Annotated in this window: 26 protein-coding genes, 1 tRNA gene and 2 pseudogenes; 26 read left to right on the top strand and 3 right to left on the bottom strand. The window is 68.7% G+C overall.

Annotation, left to right across the window (positions count from 1 at the left end; all coding sequences use genetic code 11):
• Positions 1 to 5 precede the first annotated feature (5 nt).
• From LVQ62_RS14630 to dusB, 5 genes are all read left to right on the top strand, one after another.
• Positions 6 to 1,202 (top strand): sensor histidine kinase, encoded by a 1,197-nt coding sequence (locus LVQ62_RS14630; protein ID WP_233762674.1) that lies wholly within the window; start codon positions 6 to 8, stop codon positions 1,200 to 1,202.
• On the top strand, positions 1,199 to 1,807 hold the full coding sequence (locus LVQ62_RS14625; RefSeq protein ID WP_179480007.1) for a response regulator transcription factor: 609 nt from the start codon (positions 1,199 to 1,201) through the stop codon (positions 1,805 to 1,807). Before LVQ62_RS14630 ends, LVQ62_RS14625 begins: the two co-directional genes overlap by 4 nt.
• Positions 1,808 to 2,040: 233 nt before the next feature.
• Positions 2,041 to 3,201: an LLM class flavin-dependent oxidoreductase gene (locus LVQ62_RS14620; protein ID WP_233762672.1), complete on the top strand. Its 1,161-nt coding sequence runs from the start codon at positions 2,041 to 2,043 to the stop codon at positions 3,199 to 3,201.
• Position 3,202: 1 nt separating this feature from the next.
• Positions 3,203 to 3,862 carry a CE1759 family FMN reductase gene (locus tag LVQ62_RS14615; RefSeq protein WP_233762670.1) on the top strand — a complete coding sequence of 220 codons (660 nt, stop codon included), beginning with the start codon at positions 3,203 to 3,205 and terminating at the stop codon, positions 3,860 to 3,862.
• 63 nt (positions 3,863 to 3,925) lie between these two features.
• Positions 3,926 to 5,104, top strand: coding sequence for a tRNA dihydrouridine synthase DusB (gene dusB / locus LVQ62_RS14610; protein ID WP_233762668.1), 1,179 nt, complete (start codon positions 3,926 to 3,928; stop codon positions 5,102 to 5,104).
• Positions 5,105 to 5,178: 74 nt separating this feature from the next.
• On the opposite strand, the gene LVQ62_RS14605 is transcribed toward dusB, so the two are convergent.
• On the bottom strand, positions 5,179 to 6,033 hold the full coding sequence (locus LVQ62_RS14605; RefSeq protein WP_233762666.1) for a sulfurtransferase: 855 nt from the start codon (positions 6,031 to 6,033) through the stop codon (positions 5,179 to 5,181).
• A 54-nt stretch (positions 6,034 to 6,087) separates the two neighbouring features.
• Between LVQ62_RS14605 and LVQ62_RS14600 the strand changes: the two genes are divergently transcribed.
• The 8 genes from LVQ62_RS14600 to LVQ62_RS14565 all read left to right on the top strand — a co-directional run bounded on the left by LVQ62_RS14600 (position 6,088) and on the right by LVQ62_RS14565 (position 12,193).
• Positions 6,088 to 6,369, top strand: coding sequence for a DUF2277 domain-containing protein (locus LVQ62_RS14600; RefSeq protein WP_233762664.1), 282 nt, complete (start codon positions 6,088 to 6,090; stop codon positions 6,367 to 6,369).
• Entirely contained in the window at positions 6,366 to 6,788 is a 423-nt protein-coding gene (locus LVQ62_RS14595) for a DUF3806 domain-containing protein (protein WP_208053520.1), read from the top strand. Before LVQ62_RS14600 ends, LVQ62_RS14595 begins: the two co-directional genes overlap by 4 nt.
• Positions 6,785 to 8,053 (top strand): deoxyguanosinetriphosphate triphosphohydrolase, encoded by a 1,269-nt coding sequence (locus LVQ62_RS14590; RefSeq protein ID WP_233762661.1) that lies wholly within the window; start codon positions 6,785 to 6,787, stop codon positions 8,051 to 8,053. The genes LVQ62_RS14595 and LVQ62_RS14590 overlap by 4 nt, the downstream gene beginning before the upstream one ends.
• Positions 8,050 to 9,081 carry a nitronate monooxygenase family protein gene (locus LVQ62_RS14585; RefSeq protein WP_233762660.1) on the top strand — a complete coding sequence of 344 codons (1,032 nt, stop codon included), beginning with the start codon at positions 8,050 to 8,052 and terminating at the stop codon, positions 9,079 to 9,081. The genes LVQ62_RS14590 and LVQ62_RS14585 overlap by 4 nt, the downstream gene beginning before the upstream one ends.
• 113 nt (positions 9,082 to 9,194) lie before the next feature.
• Positions 9,195 to 11,198: a DNA primase gene (gene dnaG, locus LVQ62_RS14580; RefSeq protein ID WP_370639635.1), complete on the top strand. Its 2,004-nt coding sequence runs from the start codon at positions 9,195 to 9,197 to the stop codon at positions 11,196 to 11,198.
• Between the two features lie 18 nt (positions 11,199 to 11,216).
• Positions 11,217 to 11,486 (top strand): GlsB/YeaQ/YmgE family stress response membrane protein, encoded by a 270-nt coding sequence (locus LVQ62_RS14575; protein WP_233762658.1) that lies wholly within the window; start codon positions 11,217 to 11,219, stop codon positions 11,484 to 11,486.
• Between the two features lie 3 nt (positions 11,487 to 11,489).
• Entirely contained in the window at positions 11,490 to 12,023 is a 534-nt protein-coding gene (locus tag LVQ62_RS14570; RefSeq protein WP_179480031.1) for a hypothetical protein, read from the top strand.
• Positions 12,024 to 12,120: 97 nt separating this feature from the next.
• Positions 12,121 to 12,193, top strand: a tRNA-Asn gene (locus LVQ62_RS14565).
• Between the two features lie 341 nt (positions 12,194 to 12,534).
• On the opposite strand, the gene LVQ62_RS14560 is transcribed toward LVQ62_RS14565, so the two are convergent.
• On the bottom strand, positions 12,535 to 12,888 hold the full coding sequence (locus tag LVQ62_RS14560; RefSeq protein WP_233762656.1) for a hypothetical protein: 354 nt from the start codon (positions 12,886 to 12,888) through the stop codon (positions 12,535 to 12,537).
• 202 nt (positions 12,889 to 13,090) lie between these two features.
• Positions 13,091 to 13,156, bottom strand: a pseudogene (locus tag LVQ62_RS17900) (hypothetical protein); the annotation flags it as partial.
• Here LVQ62_RS17900 and LVQ62_RS14550 point away from each other — a divergent pair.
• The 13 genes and pseudogenes from LVQ62_RS14550 to LVQ62_RS14495 all read left to right on the top strand — a co-directional run bounded on the left by LVQ62_RS14550 (position 13,140) and on the right by LVQ62_RS14495 (position 24,594).
• Positions 13,140 to 13,604: a TetR/AcrR family transcriptional regulator C-terminal domain-containing protein gene (locus LVQ62_RS14550; protein WP_233762654.1), complete on the top strand. Its 465-nt coding sequence runs from the start codon at positions 13,140 to 13,142 to the stop codon at positions 13,602 to 13,604. The pseudogene LVQ62_RS17900 and the gene LVQ62_RS14550 overlap by 17 nt on opposite strands.
• A gap of 604 nt (positions 13,605 to 14,208) precedes the next feature.
• Entirely contained in the window at positions 14,209 to 14,469 is a 261-nt protein-coding gene (locus LVQ62_RS14545; protein WP_233762652.1) for a DUF6199 family natural product biosynthesis protein, read from the top strand.
• 353 nt (positions 14,470 to 14,822) lie between these two features.
• Positions 14,823 to 15,158, top strand: a complete 336-nt coding sequence (locus tag LVQ62_RS14540) for a hypothetical protein (RefSeq protein WP_233762651.1) — start codon at positions 14,823 to 14,825, stop codon at positions 15,156 to 15,158.
• A gap of 445 nt (positions 15,159 to 15,603) precedes the next feature.
• On the top strand, positions 15,604 to 16,557 hold the full coding sequence (locus LVQ62_RS14535; RefSeq protein WP_233762649.1) for an SDR family oxidoreductase: 954 nt from the start codon (positions 15,604 to 15,606) through the stop codon (positions 16,555 to 16,557).
• Positions 16,554 to 18,371: a glycoside hydrolase family 15 protein gene (locus LVQ62_RS14530; RefSeq protein ID WP_233762647.1), complete on the top strand. Its 1,818-nt coding sequence runs from the start codon at positions 16,554 to 16,556 to the stop codon at positions 18,369 to 18,371. Before LVQ62_RS14535 ends, LVQ62_RS14530 begins: the two co-directional genes overlap by 4 nt.
• Before the next feature lie 43 nt (positions 18,372 to 18,414).
• Positions 18,415 to 18,873 (top strand): hypothetical protein, encoded by a 459-nt coding sequence (locus LVQ62_RS14525; protein ID WP_233762646.1) that lies wholly within the window; start codon positions 18,415 to 18,417, stop codon positions 18,871 to 18,873.
• Complete coding sequence (locus LVQ62_RS14520; protein ID WP_233762644.1) at positions 18,870 to 19,229, top strand: hypothetical protein; 360 nt, start codon at positions 18,870 to 18,872, stop codon at positions 19,227 to 19,229. Before LVQ62_RS14525 ends, LVQ62_RS14520 begins: the two co-directional genes overlap by 4 nt.
• Before the next feature lie 115 nt (positions 19,230 to 19,344).
• Positions 19,345 to 20,094, top strand: coding sequence for a gluconate 2-dehydrogenase subunit 3 family protein (locus LVQ62_RS14515; protein WP_233762642.1), 750 nt, complete (start codon positions 19,345 to 19,347; stop codon positions 20,092 to 20,094).
• Complete coding sequence (locus LVQ62_RS14510) at positions 20,091 to 21,731, top strand: GMC family oxidoreductase (RefSeq protein ID WP_233762640.1); 1,641 nt, start codon at positions 20,091 to 20,093, stop codon at positions 21,729 to 21,731. The genes LVQ62_RS14515 and LVQ62_RS14510 overlap by 4 nt, the downstream gene beginning before the upstream one ends.
• Positions 21,728 to 22,648, top strand: coding sequence for an SDR family oxidoreductase (locus tag LVQ62_RS14505; protein ID WP_233762638.1), 921 nt, complete (start codon positions 21,728 to 21,730; stop codon positions 22,646 to 22,648). The genes LVQ62_RS14510 and LVQ62_RS14505 overlap by 4 nt, the downstream gene beginning before the upstream one ends.
• Positions 22,649 to 22,778: 130 nt before the next feature.
• Positions 22,779 to 23,051, top strand: a pseudogene (locus LVQ62_RS17580) (alcohol dehydrogenase catalytic domain-containing protein); the annotation flags it as partial.
• A 72-nt stretch (positions 23,052 to 23,123) separates the two neighbouring features.
• Positions 23,124 to 23,684: a zinc-binding dehydrogenase gene (locus tag LVQ62_RS17575; protein ID WP_370639710.1), complete on the top strand. Its 561-nt coding sequence runs from the start codon at positions 23,124 to 23,126 to the stop codon at positions 23,682 to 23,684.
• Between the two features lie 199 nt (positions 23,685 to 23,883).
• On the top strand, positions 23,884 to 24,594 hold the full coding sequence (locus LVQ62_RS14495; RefSeq protein ID WP_233762634.1) for an SDR family oxidoreductase: 711 nt from the start codon (positions 23,884 to 23,886) through the stop codon (positions 24,592 to 24,594).
• Positions 24,595 to 24,715 lie beyond the last annotated feature (121 nt).

Raw genomic sequence — 24,715 nt, 5'->3', positions numbered from 1 at the left:
TCTCCGTGGACCGTGAGCGACTGACCGCCACCCTGCGGCGGCGTACGTGGGGCGAGGAGGACGACGAGCGTGCTCCCCTCATCGGGCTCTTCTGGGCGGGCATCTGGCTCTTCTGGCTGATCAGCCCTCTGTGGGACGCGCTGCGCGCGCTGGACCGACCCGCAGGGTGGGTGGGTGCGGGCGCCGTGCTGGCCTTCGCGGCGGTCTACGTGCGGCACTGGATGATGCGGTGGCAGCTCTTCGGCAGTTCCACGGGCAGGGAGCTGCCGACCAGGGACCCCCACTCGCTGGCGCGCTACGGCGTGATGGCCGCCCTCTCGCTGATCGCGATGGTCGCCATCGGGCAGAGCGGTGCGGCGACGCTGGTGTTCGTGGCCGTATCCGCGATGTGGACGTTCTCCATCCGGACGGCACTCGCGACATCGATCGTGATCGGGGTGGGTTACGCCTGGGCGTCGGTCCAGATACCGGGGTGGCGTTTCGACTCCGGATCCCTCATCGGCCTCACCTTCGCGACGGTCGCGTGCTTCGCCGGACGTATCGCCGGCGGTCGCACCCACCAGCTCGAAGCCAGCCGCCGGGAGAACGCCCGACTCGCTGTGGACGAGGAGCGCAATCGGATGGCGCGCGACCTGCACGACATCCTCGGCCACTCCCTCACGGTGATCACGGTCAAGGCCGAGTTGGCCGGCAAGCTCATCGACGTCGATCCGGAGCGAGCCCGTTCCGAGATCGCCGACCTGGAGCGCCTGTCGCGGGACGCGCTCGCCGACGTGCGCCGCACCGTCACCGGATTCCGCGAGGTCACCCTGTCGGGGGAGCTGGCCCGCGCTCGGGAAGCGTTGCGAGCAGCCGGTATCCGCGCCGATCTGCCGACGGCGACCGACGGCGTGCCGTCCGATCTACGCGAGGTCTTCGCGTGGACGGTGCGCGAGGGCGTCACCAACGTCATCCGGCACAGCGGCGCGCGGTCGTGCACCATCGAGGTCGGCGACCGCGCCGTCACGGTCCGCGACGACGGCGTCGGCACTGCTGCGGCCGGCTGCACCGGTCACGGAATCATCGGGCTGCGGGAGCGCGCGCTGGCCGCCGGCACCCGCCTGGTCACCGAGAGCGTCCAGCCGCACGGGTTCGCCCTCACGATGGCCGCGCCGGACGACGCCGCATCCGACCGACTGCCCGAGAAGGCCTCCACCGCATGACGATTCGCGTGATGCTCGCTGACGACCAGGCTCTGGTGCGTGGCGCACTAGCGGCCCTGTTGGAGCTGGAGTCCGACCTCACGGTGGTCGCGCAGGTGGGCTCCGGCGACGTGGTCGCCGCCGCTGCGCGCGAGCACCGTCCCGATGTCATCCTGATGGACGTCGAGATGCCCGGGATGGACGGCATCGCCGCCACGACCGCCGCGCGCGAGGCCCTGCCCGGGGTGCGGGTGCTGATCGTGACGACCTTCGGCCGGCCGGGGTTCCTGCGGCGCGGGTTGCGAGCCGGCGCGTCCGGTTTCGTGGTGAAGGACACGCCCGCGACCGAGCTCGCCGACGCCGTACGCCGGGTGCATCAGGGCCTGCGGGTGGTCGACCCCCAGCTCGCCACCGACAGCCTCGTCGCCGGCGAGTCGCCTCTCACCCGGCGCGAGTCGGAGGTGCTGCTCGCCGCGCGCGAGGGCGGCACCGTCGCCGATGTCGCCAAACGCGTCTTCCTGTCCGAAGGCACCGTGCGCAATCACCTGTCGGCCGCGATCGGGAAGACCGGCGCCCGCAACCGCGCCGAAGCGGTCCAGATCGCCGACGGCAACGGCTGGCTTTAATCACCCCACGAAGTTCTCCGCTGCGCTCCGATACTTCGCGGGGACCCCGACGAGTCACCCCACGAAGTTCTCCGCTGCGCATTCGCGCGGTTGTCAGCGTTTTCGTGGTGCCGACGTCACGGATCCGCTGACAACCAGCAGGGTCGTTCTCCTCGAAGCCGGGAATGGTTCGCGATGCGCTACGGTTGAGGTAGTTGACACGTCACCAACACTGCACTCGACCAGGAGTCTTCATGGAGTTCGGAATCTTCACCGTCGGCGACGTCACGCCCGACCCGACCACAGGTCGCACCCCGACCGAGGCCGAGCGCATCCAGGCGATGGTGACCATCTCCAAGAAGGCGGAAGAGGTCGGACTGGACGTCTTCGCGACCGGGGAGCACCACAACCCGCCGTTCGTGCCGTCCTCGCCGACCACGATGCTCGGCTACCTGGCCGCGCAGACGAGCACGCTGAAGCTGTCGACGTCCACCACGCTGATCACCACCAACGACCCGGTGAAGATCGCGGAGGACTTCGCGATGCTGCAGCACCTCGCCGGCGGCCGCGTCGACCTGATGATGGGTCGCGGCAACACCGGTCCGGTCTACCCGTGGTTCGGTCAGGACATCCGCGAGGGTGTCAACCTGGCGGTCGAGAACTACCACCTGCTGCGTCGCCTCTGGCGCGAGGACGTCGTGGACTGGTCGGGCAGGTTCCGTACGCCGTTGCAGGGCTTCACCTCGACGCCCCGCCCGCTGGACGGCGTACCGCCGTTCGTCTGGCACGGCTCGATCCGCAGCACCGAGATCGCCGAGCAGGCCGCGTTCTACGGCGACGGCTTCTTCCACAACAACATCTTCTGGCCGCTGCGTCACACGCGTCAGATGGTGCAGCTCTACCGCGAGCGCTACGAGCACCACGGCCACGGTCGCGCCGACCAGGCCATCGTCGGCCTCGGCGGTCAGGTCTTCATGCGCGAGAACAGCCAGGACGCGGTGCGCGAGTTCCGTCCGTACTTCGACGAGGCGCCGGTCTACGGCCACGGGCCGAGCATGGAGGACTTCACGGCACAGACGCCGCTCACCGTCGGATCTCCGCAGCAGGTCATCGAGCGGTACCTGACGATGCGCGAAGCGGTCGGCGACTACCAGCGGCAGCTCTTCCTGATGGACCACGCGGGACTTCCGCTGAAGACGGTCCTGGAGCAGCTGGACATGCTCGGCGAGCAGGTCGTGCCCGTCCTGCGCAAGGAGCTCGACGCCCTGCGTCCCGCTGACGTGCCGGCCCACGCGCCCACCCACGCCGAGCTCGTCGCGGCAGGCGCCGAGTCGGTCAACGCCCACGTCCTGCCGTCGTTGACCGTCCAGCAGGATTCCGTCGTGGACGACGCGCTGCAGATCAAGGGGGCCTGACATGGCCCAGCGCGTCGTCGCCGTCACGGCCGGCCTGTCCGTCCCGTCGTCGACCCGCTTGCTGACCGACCGCATCGTGGCCGCCACCCGCGAACTGGCGAAGGCCCGTGGTGACCAGGTGCAGGTCGGTCGCGGACAGGAGCTGCAGATCGACGTCGTCGAGCTGCGGGATCTGGCCCAGGACATCGCCGCGCACCTGGTGACCCGGTTCCCGAGCGAGCGACTCGCACAGGTCCTGGAGGACGTGAGCACGGCCGACGGCCTGATCGTCGTCACGCCCACGTTCGCGGGCTCGTACAGCGGCCTGTTCAAGTCGTTCTTCGACCTGCTCGAGCCGACGGCCCTCGCGGGCACTCCGGTGCTGCTGGCCGCCACCGGTGGCACGGCGCGGCACTCGTTGATGCTGGACCACGCGATGCGCCCGCTCTTCGCCTATCTGCAGGCCGAACCGCTGGCCACCGGGGTCTTCGCCGCGACCGACGACTTCGCCGACGCGGGCCTGGCACGCAGGATCGACCGTGCCGCCGGCCAGCTCGTCGCGGCGGTCGGCGCGAACGCTCGCACGATGTACGAGGCGCCCACCGAGGACGTCCCCGCCCCCGCGCAGAGCGATCTGGGCGCGGTGCCGGACTTCCGCGATCTGCTGTTCGGCAAGCGCTGAGCCGGCTGCCCCTGCACCTGGCGCCGCTGCTCGACGCGCCGGTTTGAGAGACTTGCGCACGCTATGACTGCTCTTCTGCCTCCGCTGCGCATCGGCCGCCACACCATCGAGACCCCGGTGGTGCTGGCGCCGATGGCGGGCATCACCAACCGCGCGTTCCGTCGACTGTGCCGTGAGTACGGCGACGCCGGCTCCGCCGCGACGGGCGCGCACAGCCTCTACGTCAGCGAGATGATCACCTCCCGGGCCCTGGTCGAGCGGACGCCGCTCACCATGCGCCTGATCGAGCACGACCCCGACGAGTCGCCACGCTCGATCCAGCTCTACAGCGTCGATCCCGTCACGACCGCACAGGCCGTGCACCTCCTCGTGACTGAGGACCGCTGCGACCACATCGATCTCAACTTCGGCTGCCCGGTCCCGAAAGTCACCCGCAAGGGCGGCGGGTCCGCGCTGCCGTGGAAGACCGAGCTCTTCCGGGCGATCGTGTCGGCAGCGGTGCGCGAGGCGTCGGCGTACGACGTGCCGGTGACCGTGAAGATGCGCAAGGGCATCGACCCGGACCACCTGACCTTCCTGGAGGCGGGCCGGATCGCCGAGGGCGAGGGTGCCGCAGCGGTGGCGTTGCACGCGCGTACGGCCTCGCAGGCGTACTCGGGCACCGCGGACTGGTCGGCCATCGCCCGCCTGAAGGAGGTCGTCACGACGGTGCCGGTGCTCGGCAACGGCGACATCTGGTCGGCGCAGGACGCGATCTCGATGGTCCGCGCCACGGGGTGCGACGGCGTGGTCGTCGGGCGCGGTTGCCTGGGCCGACCCTGGCTCTTCGCCGACCTCGCGGCCGCGTTCGCCGGGAGCGATGTGCAGGTGGTCCCGACCTTGCGTGAGGTGACCGACACCCTGCGCCGGCACGCGGAGTACCTCTGCGAGTTCTACGAGTCGCAGGAGAAGGGCTGCCGCGACATCCGCAAGCACATCGCCTGGTACCTCAAGGGCTTCCGGGTCGGCGGCGAGTTGCGCTCGAGCCTCGCGCTCGTCGACTCGCTCGACGCCCTGGACGCCCTGATCGACTCCCTCGACCTCGATCAGCCCTGGCCGGGGGAGCCGGCCGAAGGCCAACGCGGCCGGGCGGGCTCCGAGCGCCGCGTCGTGCTGCCGGACGGCTGGCTGTCGTCGCGATCGATCGATGATCGTCAGCACGCGGAGATCGCGCACGCCGAGCTGGCCGTCTCCGGCGGCTGAGGGGCGCGGCACGACGGTGACGGCGTTCGCCACCGTTGACGGCGTTCGAAGACCGTCAACGAACGTGAACGCCGTCAGCGTGGCGCGGACCCCGCATCGATCGGGCGGTCGGGGTCGGTGATCCATTGCGACCAGGAGCCGATGTAGACCGCCGTGTGCGGGTGGATGCCGGAGGCCTCGAGAGCGAGCGCCAGGTGAGTCGCCTGCACGCCGGACCCGCAGTAGGTGCCGACGTCGGTCTCCGGGCGCACCCCGTGGGCGGTGAACCGCATGGCCAGATCGTCCGGCGGCAGGAATCTGCCGTCGTCCTGGACGTTCTCCAGGGCGGGGGAGCTGAGCGCGCCGGGGATGTGCCCGGCGACCGGATCGATGGTCTCCTCCCGGCCGGCGTAGCGAGCGGCGGGTCGCGCGTCCAGCAGCACCCCACGCTCGACGTACTCCGCCGCGCCGTCCGCGTCGAGCAGCGCGACGTGACCTGTCGTGGCGACGAAGTCTCCATCGGTGGAGGGGGCGTCGGTGGTGATCTCGAGGCCGGCGCCGGTCCAGGCCGCGTAGCCGCCGTCGAGTACCTGCACATCCTCCTTGCCGAAGTAGCGCAGCAGCCACCAACACCGGCTGGCGGCAAGAGAATTGGCCTGGTCGTAGACGACGACCGGTCGATCGTTGTCGACCCCGGCGGCTCGCATCGCTGCCTCGAACACCTCGATCTGCGGCATCGGGTGTCGCCCGCCTGCTCCCGGCTCGCCGGAGCAGACCTGCTCGAACTCCACCCAGGAGGCCCCCGGCAGATGACCCGCGTCGTACGCCGGTCGCTCGCTCGGCGCACCCAGGACCCACCGCGCATCGAGCACGGTCGGAGACGGGCGCTCGCCGGTCAACCAGTCGTGCAGGGCGGCGGCGCCGATGAGCGGACGGAGAGCGCGCTGCATGCCTGCAGACTAGGCGCTCCCGGTGGGGTGGCAACATGTGCGAGCCTGGACGGCATGTGCCGCAACATCCGCCCTCTCAACAACTTCGCTCCACCTGCCACCGACGACGAAGTCCATGCCGCAGCCGTGCAGTACGTGCGCAAGATCGCGGGCACGACCAAGCCGTCCGCCGCCAACCAGGAAGCGTTCGATCGCGCCGTACGACGGGTCACCGAGGCCAGCCGTGAGCTGATCGACTCCCTCGTCACGACCGCCCCTGCGAAGAACCGCGAGGAAGAAGCGGCCAAGGCCCGCGCGCGAGCACAGGTGCGCTACGACTCTGTGGGGACACGTTGAGCGACAACGACATCCGCATCCAACCGCTGGACCGGGCGGCGCACCGCGCTCTGACGGGATGGATCGCTGACGCCGAGCGGGCCGGTATCGACATCGATGACGCGTCCTCGATGGAGAAGGCGTACGAGGACTACTTCACCTCGGTGCAGGAGACCCCGGCTGCGGAGCGCGCGGACCCCACCCAGGTGCTCACGATGATCGGCATCGCGATGGGTGAGCACGTGCAGCGGCGGACCGAGGTGTCCTGGCGCGTGGCGACCGACGCGGACGGTCCCGACCTGGCCCTGGTCGGCGCCGACGAGACCGGGGTCTTCTTCCCGGTCGACCCCGTGGCCGACAACTGGAACGCGGGGCAGCGCGGATGGCTCGCGGAGTTCACCGAGCAGGTGGTCGCTTCCCTGGGCGCCCCGCCCGCATGAGCGGATCCGTCGGCGCCGATCTCGAGTCCACCCACGCGCCGGGTTACACCTCTGCCGACACCGAGCGCTTCCTGCGCGAGGACCCCGCCCTCAAGCGTGCCGACCGCGACGACTTCGCCCGTGACCGGGGCCGCGTGCTGCACTCCGGTGCGCTGCGCCGGCTCGCGACCAAGACGCAGGTCCTGCCGCCCGACACCGACGAGCTGATCCGCAACCGCCTCACGCACTCCCTGGAGGTCGCACAGATCGGCCGGGAGTTCGGCGCCGACCTGGGCTGCAATGCCGACGTGGTCGACATGGCGTGCCTGGCGCACGACCTGGGACACCCGCCGTTCGGCCACAACGGTGAGAACGCGCTGGCCCGCATCGCGCAGGACGCCGGCGGCTTCGAGGGCAACGCCCAGACCTTCCGGGTGCTCACCCGCCTGGAGGCCAAGCGCGCGCGGGACGACGGACGGTCGGTGGGCCTGAATCTCACGCGCGCGTGCCTGGACGCTGCGACCAAGTATCCCTGGCGGCGTGGCGAAAGCTCCTTCGAGACAACGAAGTTCGGCTGTTACGCGGATGATGCGGAGATCTTCGACTGGGTCCGCGCCGGAGCCCCGACGGGCGAGCCGTGCCTCGAGGCGCAGGTCATGGACTGGGCCGACGACGTGGCCTACTCGGTGCACGACGTGGAGGATGGCATCACCTCCGGGCTGGTGCCGCTGCACGCGCTCTGGTCGAGCGAGGAACGCTCTGCCCTGGCGCAGCTCGCGCAGTCGACGTACGCGCCGCAGCTGGACGTCGAGCTGCTTGCCGCCTCGCTGGCCGACCTGGTCGGCAGCGGCGTCATACCCCGCTCACACGATCGTTCGCGCGCCGCCGTCGCCGCGCTGAAGGACATGACCAGCCGGCTGATCGGTCACTTCGTCAGCGCCGCGACCGGTGCCACGCGCGACCGGTACGGCGTGGGCCCGGCGACCCGGTACGCCGCCCGGGTAGTCATCCCGCAGACGGTGCTGGCCGAGTGCGTCATGCTCAAGGCGATCAACGCTCGGTTCGTACGGCTCACCGAGACCCGGGTGCGGCTGCTGGCCATGCAGCAGGAGGTCATCGCCCAACTCGCCGATGCCTACCTGCAGGACCCGACGCGGCTCGATCCGCTCTTCGCCGAGGATCTGCGACGGGCCAACGACGACGACGCGCGGTTGCGGGTCGTGATCGACCAAGTCGCGTCCCTGACCGACCCGCGCGCCCTCGAACTGGCCAGACTGTGGTCATGATCCCGTTCCCGGCGCTGCAGCGCCCCGTGGTCGCGGCCCCCATGGCCGGCGGTCCGTCCACTCCGGAGTTGGTTGCGGCCGTGTGTGCAGCTGGGGGCACCGGCTTCCTTGCGGCCGGATACCGCTCGCCGGAGGACGTGACGCGCCAGATCGAACGCACCCGCGCGCTCACCGACCGCCCGTTCGGGGTCAACGTCTTCGTGCCCGCACCGCCCGATGAGCAACCGGGGTCATCCGCGCAGCAGGCCGTGCTGCGGTACGGCGACCGCCTCGCGCCGCTTGCACGACAGCTGCAGGTCGAGTTGCCGCGCGTCGACTGGGCCGACGACGACGCCTACGAGGACAAGATCACCGCACTCGTGCAGGCGCGAGTGCCCCTGGCGTCGTTCACCTTCGGAGTCCCGGACGGTGAGGTCGTCGAGCGGTTGCACGGCGTGGGCAGCTGCGTGGTGGTCACCGTGACCGACCCCGACGAAGCGACCCGCGCCGCACGAGGAGGCGCCGACGCCTTGGTCGTGCAGGGATATGCGGCCGGCGGCCACCGCGGCACCCACGCGGTCCAGACCATTCCTTTCGACCGGGAATGGGCCGAGATCCTCCGCGAGACGCGCACCGTCACCAGCCTCCCGGTGCTCGTCGCCGGGGGAGTGATGGGCAACCGGGAGGCTCGACTCGCGCTCGACGCCGGCGCGATCGGCGTGCAGTGCGGCACGGCGTTCCTGCTCACCGACGAAGCGGGCACCAGCGCGGCCCATCGGGCGGGGCTGACCGAGCCCTCGCTGGACCAGTCGGTCGTGACCCGCGCCTTCAGCGGCCGACCGGCGCGCGGCCTACGAAACGAGTTCGTGGACCGCTACGGCGATGCCGCACCCGCCGTCTATCCAGGGGTGAATCAGCTGACGGCGCCACTGCGAGCTGCGGCTGCCCGACTGGAGGACCCGCAAGGGGTGGCCCTGTGGGCGGGCAGCGGATGGGCATCAGCCCGCACCGGGCCTGCCGCGGACGTCGTCGCCCGCATCGCCGGCTGACCGGTGGGTCCGGGCTGCTCACGGCGGCGCGAGGTCCCCTGTGGACGAGCGCACCGGTGCGCGAGGCGCACCCGTAGAATCACCGCGACGACGAGGCGCACGAGAGGTAGCTGGTGGCGGGGCTGATCAAGGCGGAGGACGTCACCCTCGTCAAGGAGCGTTCCTCGCTCGAGGACGTGGTGCGCGAGCACGTGACATTGAAGTCCGCCGGACCGCGCTCTTTGAAGGGCCTGTGCCCCTTCCACGACGAGAAGACGCCCTCGTTCACCGTCAGCCCGGACAACGGCACCTACCACTGCTTCGGGTGCGACAAGGGCGGCGACGTCATCTCCTTCATGATGGAGGTGGAGCACCTCACCTTCTCCGAGACCGTGGAGCGGCTCGCCGGTCGCGCCGGGATCGAGCTGCACTACGAGGACGGCGCCCGCCCGCGCGAGGAGGGGGCAGGTCGGCGTACCCGGCTCGTCGAAGCACATCGCGTCGCCAGCGAGTTCTACGCCGAGGCGCTCATCTCCGCGCCCGACGCGCGTACCGCGCGCGACTTCCTGCGCGAGCGCGGATTCAACCGGTCGGTGGCCGAGCACTTCGGGCTGGGCTTCGCTCCCCGTGGCGGTGAAGTGCTAGCACAACACCTGCGGGACAAGGGTTTTCGCGATGACGAGGTCGTCCTGGCGGGTCTGGTAGGTCGGGGCCGTGGGCTCTACGACCGATTCCGTGGGCGGCTGGTCTGGCCGATCCACGACATCACCGGCGACCCGGTGGGCTTCGGCGCGCGGCGCATCTTCGACGATGACCGCATCGAGGCGAAGTACCTCAATACCGCCGAGACGCCGATCTACAAGAAGACCCAGGTGCTCTACGGGCTCGATCTGGCCAAGAAGGCGATCGCCCGCGACCGCAAGGCGGTGATCGTCGAGGGCTACACCGACGTGATGGCTGCTCACCTGGCCGGTGTCGAGCAGGCCGTCGCCACCTGCGGCACAGCGTTCGGCGCCGATCACGTGCGCACGCTGCGCCGACTGCTGCGCGACGCACCCGATCAGCAGCCGGCCAAGGTGATCTACACCTTCGACGGTGACGCCGCCGGGCAGAAGGCCGCGATGCGCGCCTTTGAAATCGACGGGCAGTGGGACGCGCGCTCGTTCGTGGCGGTTGCCGCCGACGGGCAGGATCCGTGCGAGCTGCGGTTGTCCGGCGGGGACGGCGCCGTGCGTGCGCTCGTGGACGACGCGACACCGATGTTCGAGTTCGCGGTGCGTACGACGCTGCGCCGCTTCGACCTGGACTCGCCGGAGGGACGCGTGCTGGGCGCGCGCGCCATCGCACCGATCATCGCCGCGGTGCGAGACCAGGCGATGCGGGCCGAGTACCTGCGGACGGCGGCCGGCTGGGTCGGCCTGTCCGAGGACCATCTGCGTGCCGAGGTCACCCGCGCGGGCAGCGGTGCCGGGCGCACGGGCAGCCCCCAGGACCGCCGGCGCACGCCGGACGGCGACGACGCTCCCCACGACGACGCACCACCGGCCGATCCCGGCATGCCGGCCCCCGATGATCGCGACCCGATCGTGCGTGCCGAGTCCCAGCTGCTGGAGTGCCTCCTGCAGTTCCCCCGCGAGCGTGCCGGCGCGGGAGCTGGCCGCCGTGCGCGACTCCGACTTCACCGCGCCCGCCCACCGATCGCTCTTCGCGGCGGTGATGGCAGCCGGGCCGCCGGGGGAGCGGACGCCGGCCGCGTGGCTGGACGACGTACGCGGGAACGCACCGCAGGTGGTGCACCAGCTGCTCTTCCGGTACGCCGTCGCGACGCTGCCGACCCGGCTCGACCCGGTCACGGGCGCACCGCAGCAGCGGTACGCGCGCTCGCTGCTCGTCCGGGTGCGCGAGGTCGCCCTGCAGGGCGACATCAACACGGCGATGAGCGAATTGCGCCGATCCGATCCGGCATCGTCCCGAGGAGTCGCGCAGCGGCTCACTCCAGTTGCAGAAGGACCTCACGCTGTTGCGGGCGAGCCTGGACTGACCTCTTTCCTGCACACAGGGTTTGCACGAGCCCGGCCGTGCGTGCACAGTCAGGGCAGGACATTCCCCGACGGCAACGACCGCCGGGTTCATCGTAGGGACAAGGAGCCACACCCATGATCGGAACAGTGATCGGCGCGATCGTCGTCGGATTCATCATCGGCGCGCTCGCGCGACTGGTGATGCCGGGCAAGCAGAACCTCGGCTGCATCATGACCACGATCCTCGGTGCCCTCGGAGGGGCTATTGGGTCTGGAGTCACGAGTTACCTCGGGTACAGGAATCACAGTGGAATCGCGTGGATCCCGTTCTTGGTGGGCATCATCGTGGCTGTCATCCTGATCGCGATCTACCTGGGCGCCACCGGTCGCAGGATCCGGTCCTGACCGGTGTTCGGATCGGGTGAACGCCTGGGCCCACGACGCGGCCCGAAGTTGCCCGACGACGTACGGGACGCGCTCGACCTCGCACGGGGCGAGCGCGTCCTCACCTTCGCCCGGGACGACAACACCGGTGCGCAGGTGGTCGCCACGACGTACCGGTTCGTGGTCGCGACTGCGGACACCGTTGTGATGCAACGCGACTGGTACGACGTCGACGCCGGTCAGTGGGACCCGGACACCTGGACGCTGACCGTCACCTGGGTCGACGGCCGGCACGCCGGCCAGTACACCTTCCGCGGGCAGGACACCCGCCTGCCGGAGACCTTCCACGAGCGGGTGCAGGCGAGCGTCGTGCTGGCGTCGCCATTGGACCTGCCAGGCCCGCGCCGGTCCGGGCGGGTCGTCATCCGCAAGGATCTGCGCGACGGCCGGCTCTTCGAGCAGACGGTGCTCGGTCGCCAGACTCCCGCCGACGACCCGGCAGTGCTCGCACGGATCGACCAGCTGACCGCGCAACTGCGCGATCAGGTCGGTCTCTGACGCACGCTCTCATCGGACCGGCGCAGCTCACCGGCGCGCTGCTTTTGTGTGCGCCGCCCGGCGTTGCTAAAGTTCACCTCGCGCCGAAGGGCGTCGGTCCCCTGTAGCTCAATTGGCAGAGCATTCGGCTGTTAACCGGAGGGTTGTTGGTTCGAGTCCAACCGGGGGAGCTGGTACGTAAGGCCCCTGAACTGCGAAAACGCAGTTCAGGGGCCTTACTCATTCTCGTTCGCATCGGCTATGCATCGTCGGGGCTTCAAGGGCACCGTTGGCCGCAGGGACGACGCATCTACGAGCGGCGGGCTTGCATTAGCCCGCGTGCTGACTGGACGCGGGGCTGCGCGCAGTATCTGCCGGGTACCCGGCGTTCGGCCGCGTGGGTGTGCACAGGTCGTCCTGCGCGACGTTCGCGAGGGGGCGCGACCGGCTACGGGATCAAGCGGCCGCACCAGCGTGCGGAGGCACTTCATTGCACGCACTGCGGATGGAGACCTTGTCAGGCAATGCACGGTCATGACATGAATGTCGGCTCTGCCCGGAACGGTGCGCCCGCCCACTTGTGCAGTGCTGCTCTTAGCCCGGCACGGCACTCTCGGAGGTCGGTGGACTCGATCTCCTCGGTGGCCCAGGCGATGATCCCGTCAGGGCGGACCAAGAGACCCGTCACCGGTCGGTAGAGGTCGGGGCAACCGGCTGCTGCGGCGTCCTCAGTGACGGTCACCACGCGCTCCGCCCAGCTGTCGGCCGCGTAGGCGAGGGCGCCACCGAGCCGATCGAGTAGGACGAATCGGCCGGTGCGGAAGTGCGCGGCGAGTCGGCTGCCGTCTTGCAGGGACGTGTCCCCGATGAGTTGGCCCACGAGCATGTGTGCCGCAGCGACGCCCCCGAACGGTGTTACGTCGTAGCGCTGGGCTACTACGGAGGTGGTGAGGACCAGGTGAGTTGTGGCGGCGGTGTTCGACAGCAGATCGTCCTCTACGACGCGACGTAGCTGGATGGTCTTTCGTCGCCGCGCATGAGGGCCACCTGTGCGCGGGTCCAGTCCAGGACCTGGGCCCGATCGGGTGTCGTTCCGCGGTGTAGGTGCTCAGCAGGCCTTCGGGAGCCCACCCGTTGATGGTGGCCGCGAGTTTCCAGCCGAGGGCACTTCAAGCGAAAGGAGGATCTTCTGACCGCCATGGCCGAGGCTGCTCTCGCGCCCCTGGCCGCGATGGAACTACCCGCCAGTGGCATCACTGGCAGTCCTGGTTCACCGACAACTACCGCAGCTTTCGACGCACGCTGCTGCATCACCGGGACGGGGCACGGCTGCATGCGGGGACGTTCCCCAGCGCCGAGGGGCTGGACCGGTTGAAGGGCAAGTTCGCGTTCCTCGTCGCATACGGTGTACCAGAACGCGACGCGCAGATGGCGATGCTGGCGGCCAGCCGCTTTACCGTCGGCGGCGTTCTGGAGGAGCAGGCCCATGCCGAACCGGAGCCGACCGGCGTCGGTTCGGCGATCGACCCGGACGAGGCGTTCGAGGCGGGGCTGCGCCTGCTGGTCCATGGCCTTGACCGACGGCGTGACGCCTCTCAGTAGTGGACGAGGCGCACGAGTTCGTTGTGAGTTGATGGATACGAGGGACTGGGCTGGCCACCCGGGCCGCTGCTGGCCAGATCCACACAACCGGTTTTCTGCCCGGCCGCATTGAGGAGCGCGGCGGCTTCTTCGCCCAACTCTTGAGAGCTACTCGAAGGCGTCGGGTTTGGACGTCTATATCGTCTGAGGCGATTGGGACCGGACTCCGTTGACTGAGAGGGCGCCGGTGATGGTCATCGTCGCCCATCGGCGCTGACGGATCGGCACGCGGAGCGTGGAACGCCAGGGTAGGCGTCCTTCAGAAGCGCGGTGGCCTACGACCTGGCGGACTCAAAGCGACATTGTCTCGGGTCCGGCTCCCGACGCGCAGCTGCGATGGAGGTGCCAGTCCACCTCGGATTCAGTGATGCACTTGACGGTCCCGGGTGCTTCCTGAGATTTGCTGTTCCAGTCCCCGGGGTCGGGCTTGTGGTTACGATCGCGCCACGGTCCTGGGATGACGCCGGTTCACGAGCGGCGTCGAAGCTTCGTAAACGGTCGTGGAGTGCGGGGTGGATCAACGCTGGCAGTGACGTTCGCGGTATGACCGTTCGTAGGAGGCAACTTGCTGAGTCTCATCAGTGCGTCTACGACGCATCACCATCCTGGTGCCCAACTTCTCGGCGCCGGCATCGCGCTGTTCCTGATCGGCGGTATCAACAGCCTCAAGCCCGACTGGGGCTACCGGATGCGACGCTGGCAGTTCAAGAACAAGCAGGCGTTCGAACCCAGCGCGGCCGGCCTTCGGGTCACACGAATCATCGGCACCGTCATGAGCCTTATCGGGCTCGTCCTCATCATCATCGGAATCGTGGCACTCTCCTGAACTACCGACCCGGGCGGGTCCGCGGCGCCGATCCCGTGGTTGCGCTTAGGTGGGCGAAAACCCTTAGCACGAAACGCTTTTGGTGCCGAGACGCTCTCCGGACGCAGTCGCCGATGTTAGTGGATGACCCGACCGGAGGGGTCTGCGCTGCGGTCGCATGTGTCCTGGCATCCGTGCGACGAGGTCTTCGGCTGTGAAGACCTGACTGCTTTGCGAAGAAGCAACCGTGGTCCGTAGCGATGGGTGTAAGACGGTTGTAGCGGCGGCTGCGGTGTCGCCGCACGAAATGAGGGGACGAACATATGCGCATGTCGATGAGGTCTGCTTTTGCTACGGTCGCGGTCACCGGGACGGTGCTAGCCGGGGCCGCCGTCGTAGCGCCCGCGGCGCACGCGGGCGGTACCTACGAGGGCTGCCCGTACGGGGCCGTTTGCATCTACCCGCAGAATGCCGGGTGGAACGGCGGCCACCCCGAGGCCGGTGGGGTCTACTGGAGTTACGGAGCGCACAATCTGTCCAACCAGTACGGCAACCACTACGTCTTCAACAACCAATACGGTGGGGCCCGCATGGCGTTCAACTACGGCTACAACGGCACCCATCGCCGATCGACCATGAACGCCTACACGTACGTCGATCTCGACCTGTACCCGATCAACTCCATCACGTTGTTGCGCCCCGGCCAGTAACCCGCGCTCAGCCGGGTCCCGGCCGTCCTCACGACATGGCCGCGGCCCGTTGTGGTGCTGGGCAGATGCGCTCAAGGCATCCGGGAATGCGCGTTGTGTACGGGGCGCGCGACTCGGGCCGGCCGGTTGCGCACGCTCCTCGTACCGACCGACGAGCGGCACCTAGATCGGCGCAGCATCCACTCACGGCCCGCGCTCGGCGGCGACAGTCGAGGTACCACCCCTAAGGGCGTGGTGCCCTGTCTTGCCTTGGGGTGAAATGTGAAGGCGACGCTCTGGCGTGATGCCCAGGGCGCACTCGGGAGGGCATCGCCACCCGAGTGGCCAAGTTGCGGAGCCCGCGACAGGGTTGCGAATCACGCTGGTAGCAATGACAGTCCGATGGAGTCTTCATGTCACAACATCGCCCCCGTCCAATCGTCGTCGTCACCGGGGGAGTGCCGGTGTGGGCCGCGCCTGTGTTCGTGAGTTCGCAATAGCTGGGTACGACGTGGCGGTCCTTGCCCGGGGGGCAGCAGGGCTTGCGGGTGCGGCAGCCGATATCGAGTCAGCCGGAGGGCGAGCTCTGACGATCGAGTGCGATGTGGCCGATCACGACGCGGTGGATGCAGCAGCAGACCGCGTCGAGGCCGAGCTAGGTCCGATCGGGGTGTGGGTGAACGTCGCGTTCGTCGGGGCGCTGGCGTACTTCTGGGATACCGATCCCGACGAGTACCGGCGAATGACCGAGGTGACCTACTTCGGACAGGTGAACGGCGTTCGAGCTGCGCTGCGTGTGATGCGGCCGCGTGACCGCGGGTCGATCGTCAACGTGTCCTCCGCGATGGCCTACCGGTCCATTCCACTGCAGTCGGCGTATTGCGGTGCCAAGCATGCGATCAAGGGCATGACCGAATCCATCATCACAGAACTGAACGCGACCGGCAGCAACGTCACGATCGGCCTGGTGACCTTGCCGGGGGTGAACACGACCCAGTTCAACTGGAACCTGAACAAGATGCCGCACCACCCCATGCCGGTCTCGCCGATCGTCCAGCCCGAGGTCTGCGCCAGCGCGATCCGGTTCAGCGCCGAGCACCCCCGTCGCAACATGTGGGTCGGCATCTCCACGGCCTACACCATCCTCGGCAACCGGGTGGTGCCCTCCTTCATCGACTGGTATCTCGGGAAGAAGGGAGTGGCGTCCCAACAAACCGACCGGGGCGAACCGCGTTGGGGCTCCAACGTCTTCGAGCCACGGGACGTCGAGGAGGACCGCGGCGCCCGCGGTGAGTTCTCCCACAAGGCGGCGCAGCACGATCCGGTGTCGTTCGTTGCCAAGAACAGGGTCGCCAGCCTGCTCGGAGCCGGCGCCGGTATTGCCGCCGGTGCCGCGGTGTTGGCGCGCCTGCGGTCTTGACCGCCGACATGGACGAGAAGAACGCGTCGGTAGCCGTGCGCGACCCGGACGGTTTTGCCGCGATCGGCTCGTACGCGGTGCTCGGCGACGGCCGGGGCGTTGCGCTGGTGGCGGCAGACGGGTCGGTCGACTGGTGGGCCGCGCCGCGACTGGATTCGACGCCGCCGTTTGCGGCTCTGCTCGATCCGGTGCGTGGCGGGTCGCTGACACTGCGACCGACGGATGAGAACGCAACGTGCGAGCGCCGTTACCTGCCGCACACCAACCTCACCGAGTCGATCTGGTCGACGTCGTCCGGCCGCGTCCGGGTCACCGACTCGCTGAACTCCGGCACCGCCGGCGCCCTGCCGTGGAGTGAACTGGCACGGCGCGTGGAAGGCCTGGAGGGGGAGGTCGAACTGGAACTCCTGGTCCGACCCGGCGACGGACTGCGTGCCTGGGAGCCGTGGGTACAGGACGATGCGCGCGGGCCCATCCTGCACGCCGGGACCCTCACCATGGGGCTGCGGCACAGCTCGCAAATCCGACCGCGCGTCTCTCATGACCGGGTGGAGGCCGTCTTCCGGGTTGCCAAGGGAGAACGCCGTGTCATCGGTGTGGTGGCTGCGGACGCCGACCCGCTCTTCATGTGCAAGATCGATGCTATAGACAACAGGATCGACGTCAGCGCCGACAGCTGGCGGGAATGGTCCTCGCGGGTGAGATGGGCTGGTGCGGGACGCGAGCAGGTCGTGCGCAGCGCGCTGGCGCTCAAGACCTTGATGATCGCTGAGACGGGGGCTGTCGCAGCCGCTGTGACAACGTCGCTCCCGGAGAGCATCGGTGGCCCCAAGAACTGGGACTACCGCTTCTCGTGGATCCGCGACGCGGCTCTGACCATCGACGCCATGGCCGCGCTCGGTCTGGAGGAAGAGGTACACGCCGCCGTCGCATGGTTGCTGCACGCGATTCGCGCCAACGGACCCGACGTACACGTGATGTACACCCTGAGCGGTCACGAGCCCGACGGCGTCCGGACGCCCGACCTGCCCGGGTACCGACACAGCCTGCCGGTGCAGATCGGCAACAGTGCTGCCGGTCAGACTCAGCTGGGCATCTATGGGGATCTGTTCGGGACCGTCGCCGACTGGGTATTCGGCGGTCATGTGCTGGATATCCGCTCCGCGCGGGAGTTGGCCGACCTCGCCGACCGATGCGCAGACGTGTGGCGACATGACGATGCCGGCATCTGGGAGCTGCATACCGACCGGCCGTACACCTCCTCGAAGATGAACTGTTGGCGGGCGCTCGATGCAGCTGCTCGCCTGGCTGCTGCCGGCCACCTCGCCGGGCCGGGGGACCGATGGCGTCAGGAGGCCGCGGTGATCAAGGCGTGGGTTCAGACGCACTGCTGGTCGGAGCAGAAGCAGGCCTACACGTTCTACGCGGGCTCCGATGATCTGGACGTATCCGTGCTGTTGGGGGCACAGATGGGGTTCGACCGGGGGCCTCGGATGTCCTCGACCATCGACGCGCTGAGTGCCGAGCTGAGTGCCGGCCCCCTTCTGTACCGCTACACCGGCGTGCATTCCGAGGAGGAGACGTTCACGGCGTGCGCGTTCTGGCGGGTGCACGCGCTGGTGAACGTGGGGCGCGTGGAGGAGGCGGAAGGACTGTTGTCCGAGCTGGCGATCGTTGCCGGCCCGCTCGGTCTGATGTCGGAAATGTGCGTCCCGGGCACGAACGAGCAGATGGGGAACCTCCCGCAGGCTCTCAGCCATCTGTCGCACATTCAGTGCATCGCCGCACTACGCGCAGCGCAGGCCGCACCATGACGACGGCGCCGGTCGGTCGGCCTCACGTCGGAGAGGAACTCGAATGACAGTGCGCATCATCGAGATCGGTCGTGCCGCGTGGGGCGGCGCGTTGCTGTTCGCGCCGGGCGCCACGCTGTCCCACGTCCACGCGACGAACGATGAGAAGAGCGTTGTCATCACAAGGGTGCTGGGCGCGCGACAACTTGGGCAGGCTGCTCTCTCCGGGCTCGATCCGAGCCCCGAGGTGCTCGCCATGGGGGTGTGGGTCGACCTGGCGCACGCGTGCACCGCTGTTGGTCTGGCGATAGCGGACCGCTCACGGGCGCGCGCCGGACTGACCGACGGGTTCATCGCCCTGACCTGGGCCGCGATCGGCTACCGCGACTTACAACACGGGGGACTGACCACCCCTGACCACGACCGGCGGCGCGACCACCTCGCGCGGACAGTTCTGCACGTTGCCCCCGGCGGGCGCCGATTGCTAGAGACGGTTCGCCATGACCGACAGGAGACCCCATGAAGCTTCTTGACGCCAGTCCCACCGTCCCAGGACAGGTGGTCGGCCTGGCCGCCCTGGCGCTGGAGAACGTGCGTACCGGTCACTTCCAGCGTTCCCTCGCCGGGCTGACGGCCGGTGGCGCGGTGGTGACCACCCTCGAGATCTACGTCTCCCACGACTCCGCGAGCTTCGGCAACAAGTTGATGTGGATCCCGATCGTCGTAGTGCCCACATTGGTGCCGGCAGGGATCGCCGCAGTGTGGAGCGAACGCGCCGCACAGGTCGTGCTGCCCGTCGCCAGCGCGCTGGTCGTCGCCAACGGGCTGCAGGGCACCTACCTGCACCTCAAGGGTGTGGCCCAGAAGCCGGGGGGCTGAAGATGGCGGCGTACAACTTCGAGATGGGTCCGCCCGTGCTCGCGCCGTTGATCACCACGCTCGTGGGTGGTATGGGTCTGCTGGCGTCGGTGCTGCGTCGGGAACGAGCATTCTGATGCCCTATCGCGCGCCGAACCGTCACGGCGTCACGCCGCAGGGCCGCGGCCGGTTTCCCGGATTCGACGTGCTGGACGAAGTGCCGCGCTGGGATGACGTGACAGCCGGTGTGGTCCTCGCCCGGTTGCAGCCGCACACCGACCTGGCCTTCTTCACCGCGGCCGAGAACGCCGTGGCGACGCCGCTGTGCGATCTCCTGCTCGAGCAGGACACCGAGCCGCGTGTCCCGGTCGTCGCGCTGATCGACGCGCGGCTGGCCGCAGGGGAGACCGACGGGTGGCGCTACGACGACATGCCACCCGACCCCCAGGCGTGGCGCGACACGCTCGCCGCCCTGGATCAGGACGCCGAGCAGACCCACGGCACCGGGTTCGGCCGGCTCGGGCCTGGTGACCAGGCCGCGCTGATCCATGCCATGAACGAGGCATCCGTCCACAAGCGATCGTGGCACGACTGGCCAGCCCACCGGGTCTGGAGTCTGTGGACGCGATACGCCTGCGCGGCGTTCTACTCCCATCCCTGGGCCTGGAACGAGATCGGTTTCGGCGGGCCGGCCTACCCTCGCGGATACAAGAACGTCGGACTGGACGCCCGGGAGCGCTGGGAGGTCGCCGACCAGGAGGACGGCGACCCCGTGGCGTTCGCGGACCGGATCGAACGAGCCCGAGACCGTCACGAGACCCTGACGGGGCACCGCGCCCCACCGCCTGGTGCGATCAGCGGCCGCCAGGGCGGCGGACAGGCATGAGCACCCGGTTCAGCTACCACGACCTACGGCAGACCAACGAGTCCGCCTGGTTGGTCCCACCGGGCAGCTCTCGGGTCAACCACGAACTACGCCGCGACATGCGCCGTTTCGACCAGGACGACGAGGTCGACCTGGTCGTGGTGGGCGCCGGCGCCGGCGGCTCCGTGCTGACCCAACGGCTCGCCCGCCGCGGGTGGAGCATCGTGACGTTCGACGCCGGGCCGTTCTGGGATCCGGACGCGGACTGGGTCAGCGACGAACGCGGGTCGCACAACCTCTACTGGACCGAACCGCGCGTCATCGGCGGCTCGGACCCGGTGCCGCTCGGCTCCAACAACTCCGGGCGCGGGGTCGGCGGGTCCCTGGTGCACTACTCCGGATTCGTGCCGCGGCTGCACCCCTCGGACTTCGCCACCCACTCCCGGGACGGGGTCGGGGTCGACTGGCCGATCTCCTATGAGGACCTGCGGGGCTACTACGAGCAGGTCGAGCAGGAGCTGCCGGTCTCGGGGCAGGACTGGCCCTGGGGCGACCCGCACACCTACGCCCACCACGCGCACCCGGTCGGAGGCAACGGGTCGGTCTTCCTATCGGGGTGCGAGGCGGCCGGTGTGCCGGCGCGGGTGGGCCCGGTCGCGATCGCCAACGGACGGTTCGGCAACCGCTCGCACTGCATCTATCGCGGCTTCTGCCAGCAGGGGTGCAAGGTGGGCGCCAAGGCCAGCCCCCTGATCACCCATATCCCGGATGCTTTGGCGCACGGCGCGGAGGTGCGCGCCCACAGTCACGTCAGCAGGGTGCTCGTGGACGAGCGGACCGGCGCGGCCTGCGGTGTCACGTATTTCAAGGACGGTGTGGAGCACCGGCAGCGCGCACGGGCGGTCGCGGTGGCCGGGTACAGCATCGAGACTCCCCGCCTGCTCCTGCTGTCGGCCACCAGGGACCACCCGGACGGCCTGGGCAACGACCATGATCAGCTCGGGCGCTATCTGATGGTGCAGGGCGCGCCGCAGACCGCCGGACGCTTCCGCGACGAGGTGCGGATGTACAAGGCCCAGGTGCCTGAGGCGAGTAGCGAGCATTTCTACGAGACCGATCCCGCCGCGGCGTACAAGCGCGGCTGGTCGCTGCAGACCGTCGGCCCGCTTCCGGTGACATGGTCCGAACACGTTGCGGCACAAGGGCACTGGGGTGCCCCGTTACGGGAGTACATGAGGGACTATGTCCACTGGGCGTCCATCGGTGCGCTGGCCGAACTCCTACCCCAGCACGGGAACCGAGTCACCCTCGCGGAGGAGAAGGACCGCCATGGCCTGCCCGTTGCTCGTTTCGACTACTCCCTCTGCGACAACGACAAAGCCCTGATTCGAGCGGCCACCCAGAGCATGGAGAACATCCTGCGCGCGGCGGGCGCCGAGGAGCTGATGACCATCCAGCGTTTCGCGCATCTCGTCGGGGGCGCCCGGATGGCCCACCGAGCACCGGACGGTGTGGTCGACCCGTCCTACCGGGTGTTCGGGGTCGACAATCTGTTCGTCGTCGACGGTTCGATCCTGCCCACGCAGGGCGCAGCCAATCCGGGACTGACGATCATGGCACTGGCGGCCCGAGCCGCTGACCACCTGGCACCGCGATGAGCCCCGCCGATCCCTTACGCGGCGCGGGTGTCGCTCTCATCATCGGCGGGTCCTCCGGCATCGGGCTCGCCACGGCACGCGAGTTGCTGGGCTTGGGATACCAGGTCATCCTGACGGCTCGCGACGCCGATCGTCTGCGCGACGTCGTGGCACTGCTGGGCGACGGTTCCTTCAGCGCGCCTGCCGACCTGCTCGATGCATCAGCTGTCGATGCCGTGGTGTCAGGCATCCTCGAACGTCACCACCGGTTGGACGTTGTCGTGCACACTGCTCAGGTCATGGCCTATGGGCGGGTCGAGGACGTTCCGCCCGAGGTGTTCGAGCGCACCGTCGATGTGGCTGTGCACGGCACCGCCAACCTTGCACGCGCGGTTCTGCCGGTGTTTCGTCGCCAGCGCGGCGGCTCGCTGATCGTGGTCAACTCGTTGCTGGGCAGGATCGCCGTGCCCGAGCTGGGGACGTACGTCACTGCGAAGTGGGCTCAGTTGGGGCTGCTGCGCACGTTGCAGCTGGAGACCCGCGACCTGCCGGGTGTGGAAATCAGCGTCATTTCTCCAGGAGCAATTGACACGCCGATCTACGACCTCGCAGCCAATTACTCGGGTCGGCATGTCGCCCCTCCGCCACCGGTCCTCGCTCCGCAGGCCATGGCTCGTGCCGTGGCGGAATGCATCAACCGACCCCGCCGGTCCGTCGACGTCGGGCCCACCAACAAGATCACCGTTCTCGGCTTTCGTGCGCTGCCGTTCTTCTACGACCGGATCATCGGACCGGTATCGCGACGGGTGATCTTCCGTCGATCTGGCTCAGCGCCGACCCCGGGCAACGTCCTCGCGCCCACACCGGCCGAAGAGGGCGAACGCGGCGAATGGTCGTCGTTGGCTCGGCGGAAACATCCCCCGAGCACTGACTACTAATTCTTAGTCGGTTTGCACCCGTCTGGTGGTCGGTTGGTGCGTGCATCAACCCGCCCGGTGGCGCGCGCGGGTTCGCTCGTGGTGACGCCGGGCCTACCTCGATCAGGGAACGGACCGCGTCTGTGGCAGCGACCTGCACATGTACAAGGGCCGTACCGACGTGGAGGAGGGCAAGGTCCTTGGTCACGAGAACATGGGCGAGGTCATCGAGGTCGGTGAGGGTGTCGATCGGGTCAAAGTTGGCGACATGGTGTGCCTGCCGTTCAACATCGGGTGCGGGTTCTGCAAGAACTGCGAGGCGGGCCGGACCGGTTTCTGCCTGACGGTCAACCCCGGAAACGCCGGCGCGGCGTACGGGTACGCCGACATGGGCCCCTACAACGGGGGACAGGCGGAGCTGCTGCGGGTGCCGTACGCGGACTGGAACGCCCTGGTCCTGCCCGAGGACGCGCGGGAGAAGGAGAAGGACTACGTCATGTTGTCCGACATCCTGCCGACGGGGTATCACGGCACCGAGCTCGCGCAGGTGGGGATCGGGGAGTCCGTGGTGATCTGGGGCGCCGGCCCGGTGGGGCTGATGGCGGCGATGTCGGCGCGGTTGCGCGGCGCGGACCAGGTGTTCGTGGTCGACCGTCAGGCCGACCGGTTGAAGCTGGCCGAGCAACTGGACGCGACCCCGATCGACGACAGCAAGGGCGACGCCGTGCAGCAGATCCTGGACGCGACCCGTGGTGAGGGCGCTGACAAGGGCGTGGAGGCTGTGGGTTACCAGGCGCACGACCACGAAGGGCGGGAGCGACCGGGTCTGACGATCAACAGCCTGATCCAGGCTGTGCGACCCACCGGGCGCATTGGGGTTGTTGGCGTCTTCGTGCCCGAGGATCCCGAGGCCGAAGATGACCTCGCCAAGGAGGGCAAGTTCGGGTTCGATTTCGGCACGTTCTTCTTCAAGGGCCAGGCCATGGGCACCGGGCGATCGACGGGTGGACCAAAGTGCTGTTGCACCCCTGATCCGCCGACGTCGGCGGGCACCTGACCTGCGCGGCCCGCAGGGTCAGGTGCCCACCGGCCGAGAGCCAACCACCACTTCACATCGGGTATCTCGACGCCCAACAACGCCACACTGTAAACGTGGGCTGGAAGAACGAGCCACTCTCAGCACTCAGAAACGGACTCTAGAACCGCACCACGACCATCGGACTGAAGAGCTAATGAGAGAAGCGAAGGCGGCCCTGGTGACCGGGGCATCTCACGGAATCGGCGCGGCGATTGCCGTTCGGCTGGCCGCGGACGGCTTCGGCGTGCTGGTGAACTACCGCAGTGACCGAGCGGCTGCCAACAGCGTCGTTGCCTCGATCATCGACGGCGGGGGACGGGCTACAGCGGTTCAGGCCGATGTTGGCGATCCGGATCAGGTACGCCGTCTGTTTGATGCCGCGGAGCAGTTTTTCGGCCGAGTGGATGTCGTGGTCAGCAATGCGGGGGTAGGACACACCGCGATGATCGCGGATGTCACCGACGCTGAGTTCGAGACCGTGTTTGCGGTCAACACCCGGGCCACGTTCGCGGTGTTACGCGAGTCAGCGCGCCGGTTGACCGCAGGCGGCCGAATCATTGTCATTTCTCGCTCCCGTCTGGCGCCGCGCCCAGGCGGGGGCTTGTATGCGGCGAGCAAGGCGGCCGGCGACCAGCTGGTACGCGCCGCAGCTCAAGAGCTCGGCCCGCGCCACATCACCGTCAACAGTGTGCTGCCGGGCGCGACCCGCACGGCCATGTGGACAGACCGGGCCGACAGCACCGGCGAGGCCCAGAAAACCATCGCCGCGACGGCACTGGGTCGTCTGGGCGAACCCCAGGACATTGCCGATGTGGTTGCCTTCCTTGCATCCGACGCCGCTCGGTGGATCACCGGAGAAATGATCGCCGTTGACGGCGGGTTGGCATGACGCCACCGACAGGTGCATTGGTTCAACTGGTGGGTGCCATTCGAATGGCGTAGGTGTGCACCAGAGCACCACGCGACTTGAGCTACTGATGAGGATCGGTTCCGGGCCGCTGACTGATGCT

This window comes from Allobranchiibius sp. GilTou73 (assembly GCF_021391335.1).
Taxonomy (GTDB): Bacteria; Actinomycetota; Actinomycetes; order Actinomycetales; family Dermatophilaceae; genus Allobranchiibius; species Allobranchiibius huperziae.
Note: the sequence above shows the minus strand (reverse complement) of the source record. Positions and strands in the feature narration are given on the sequence as shown.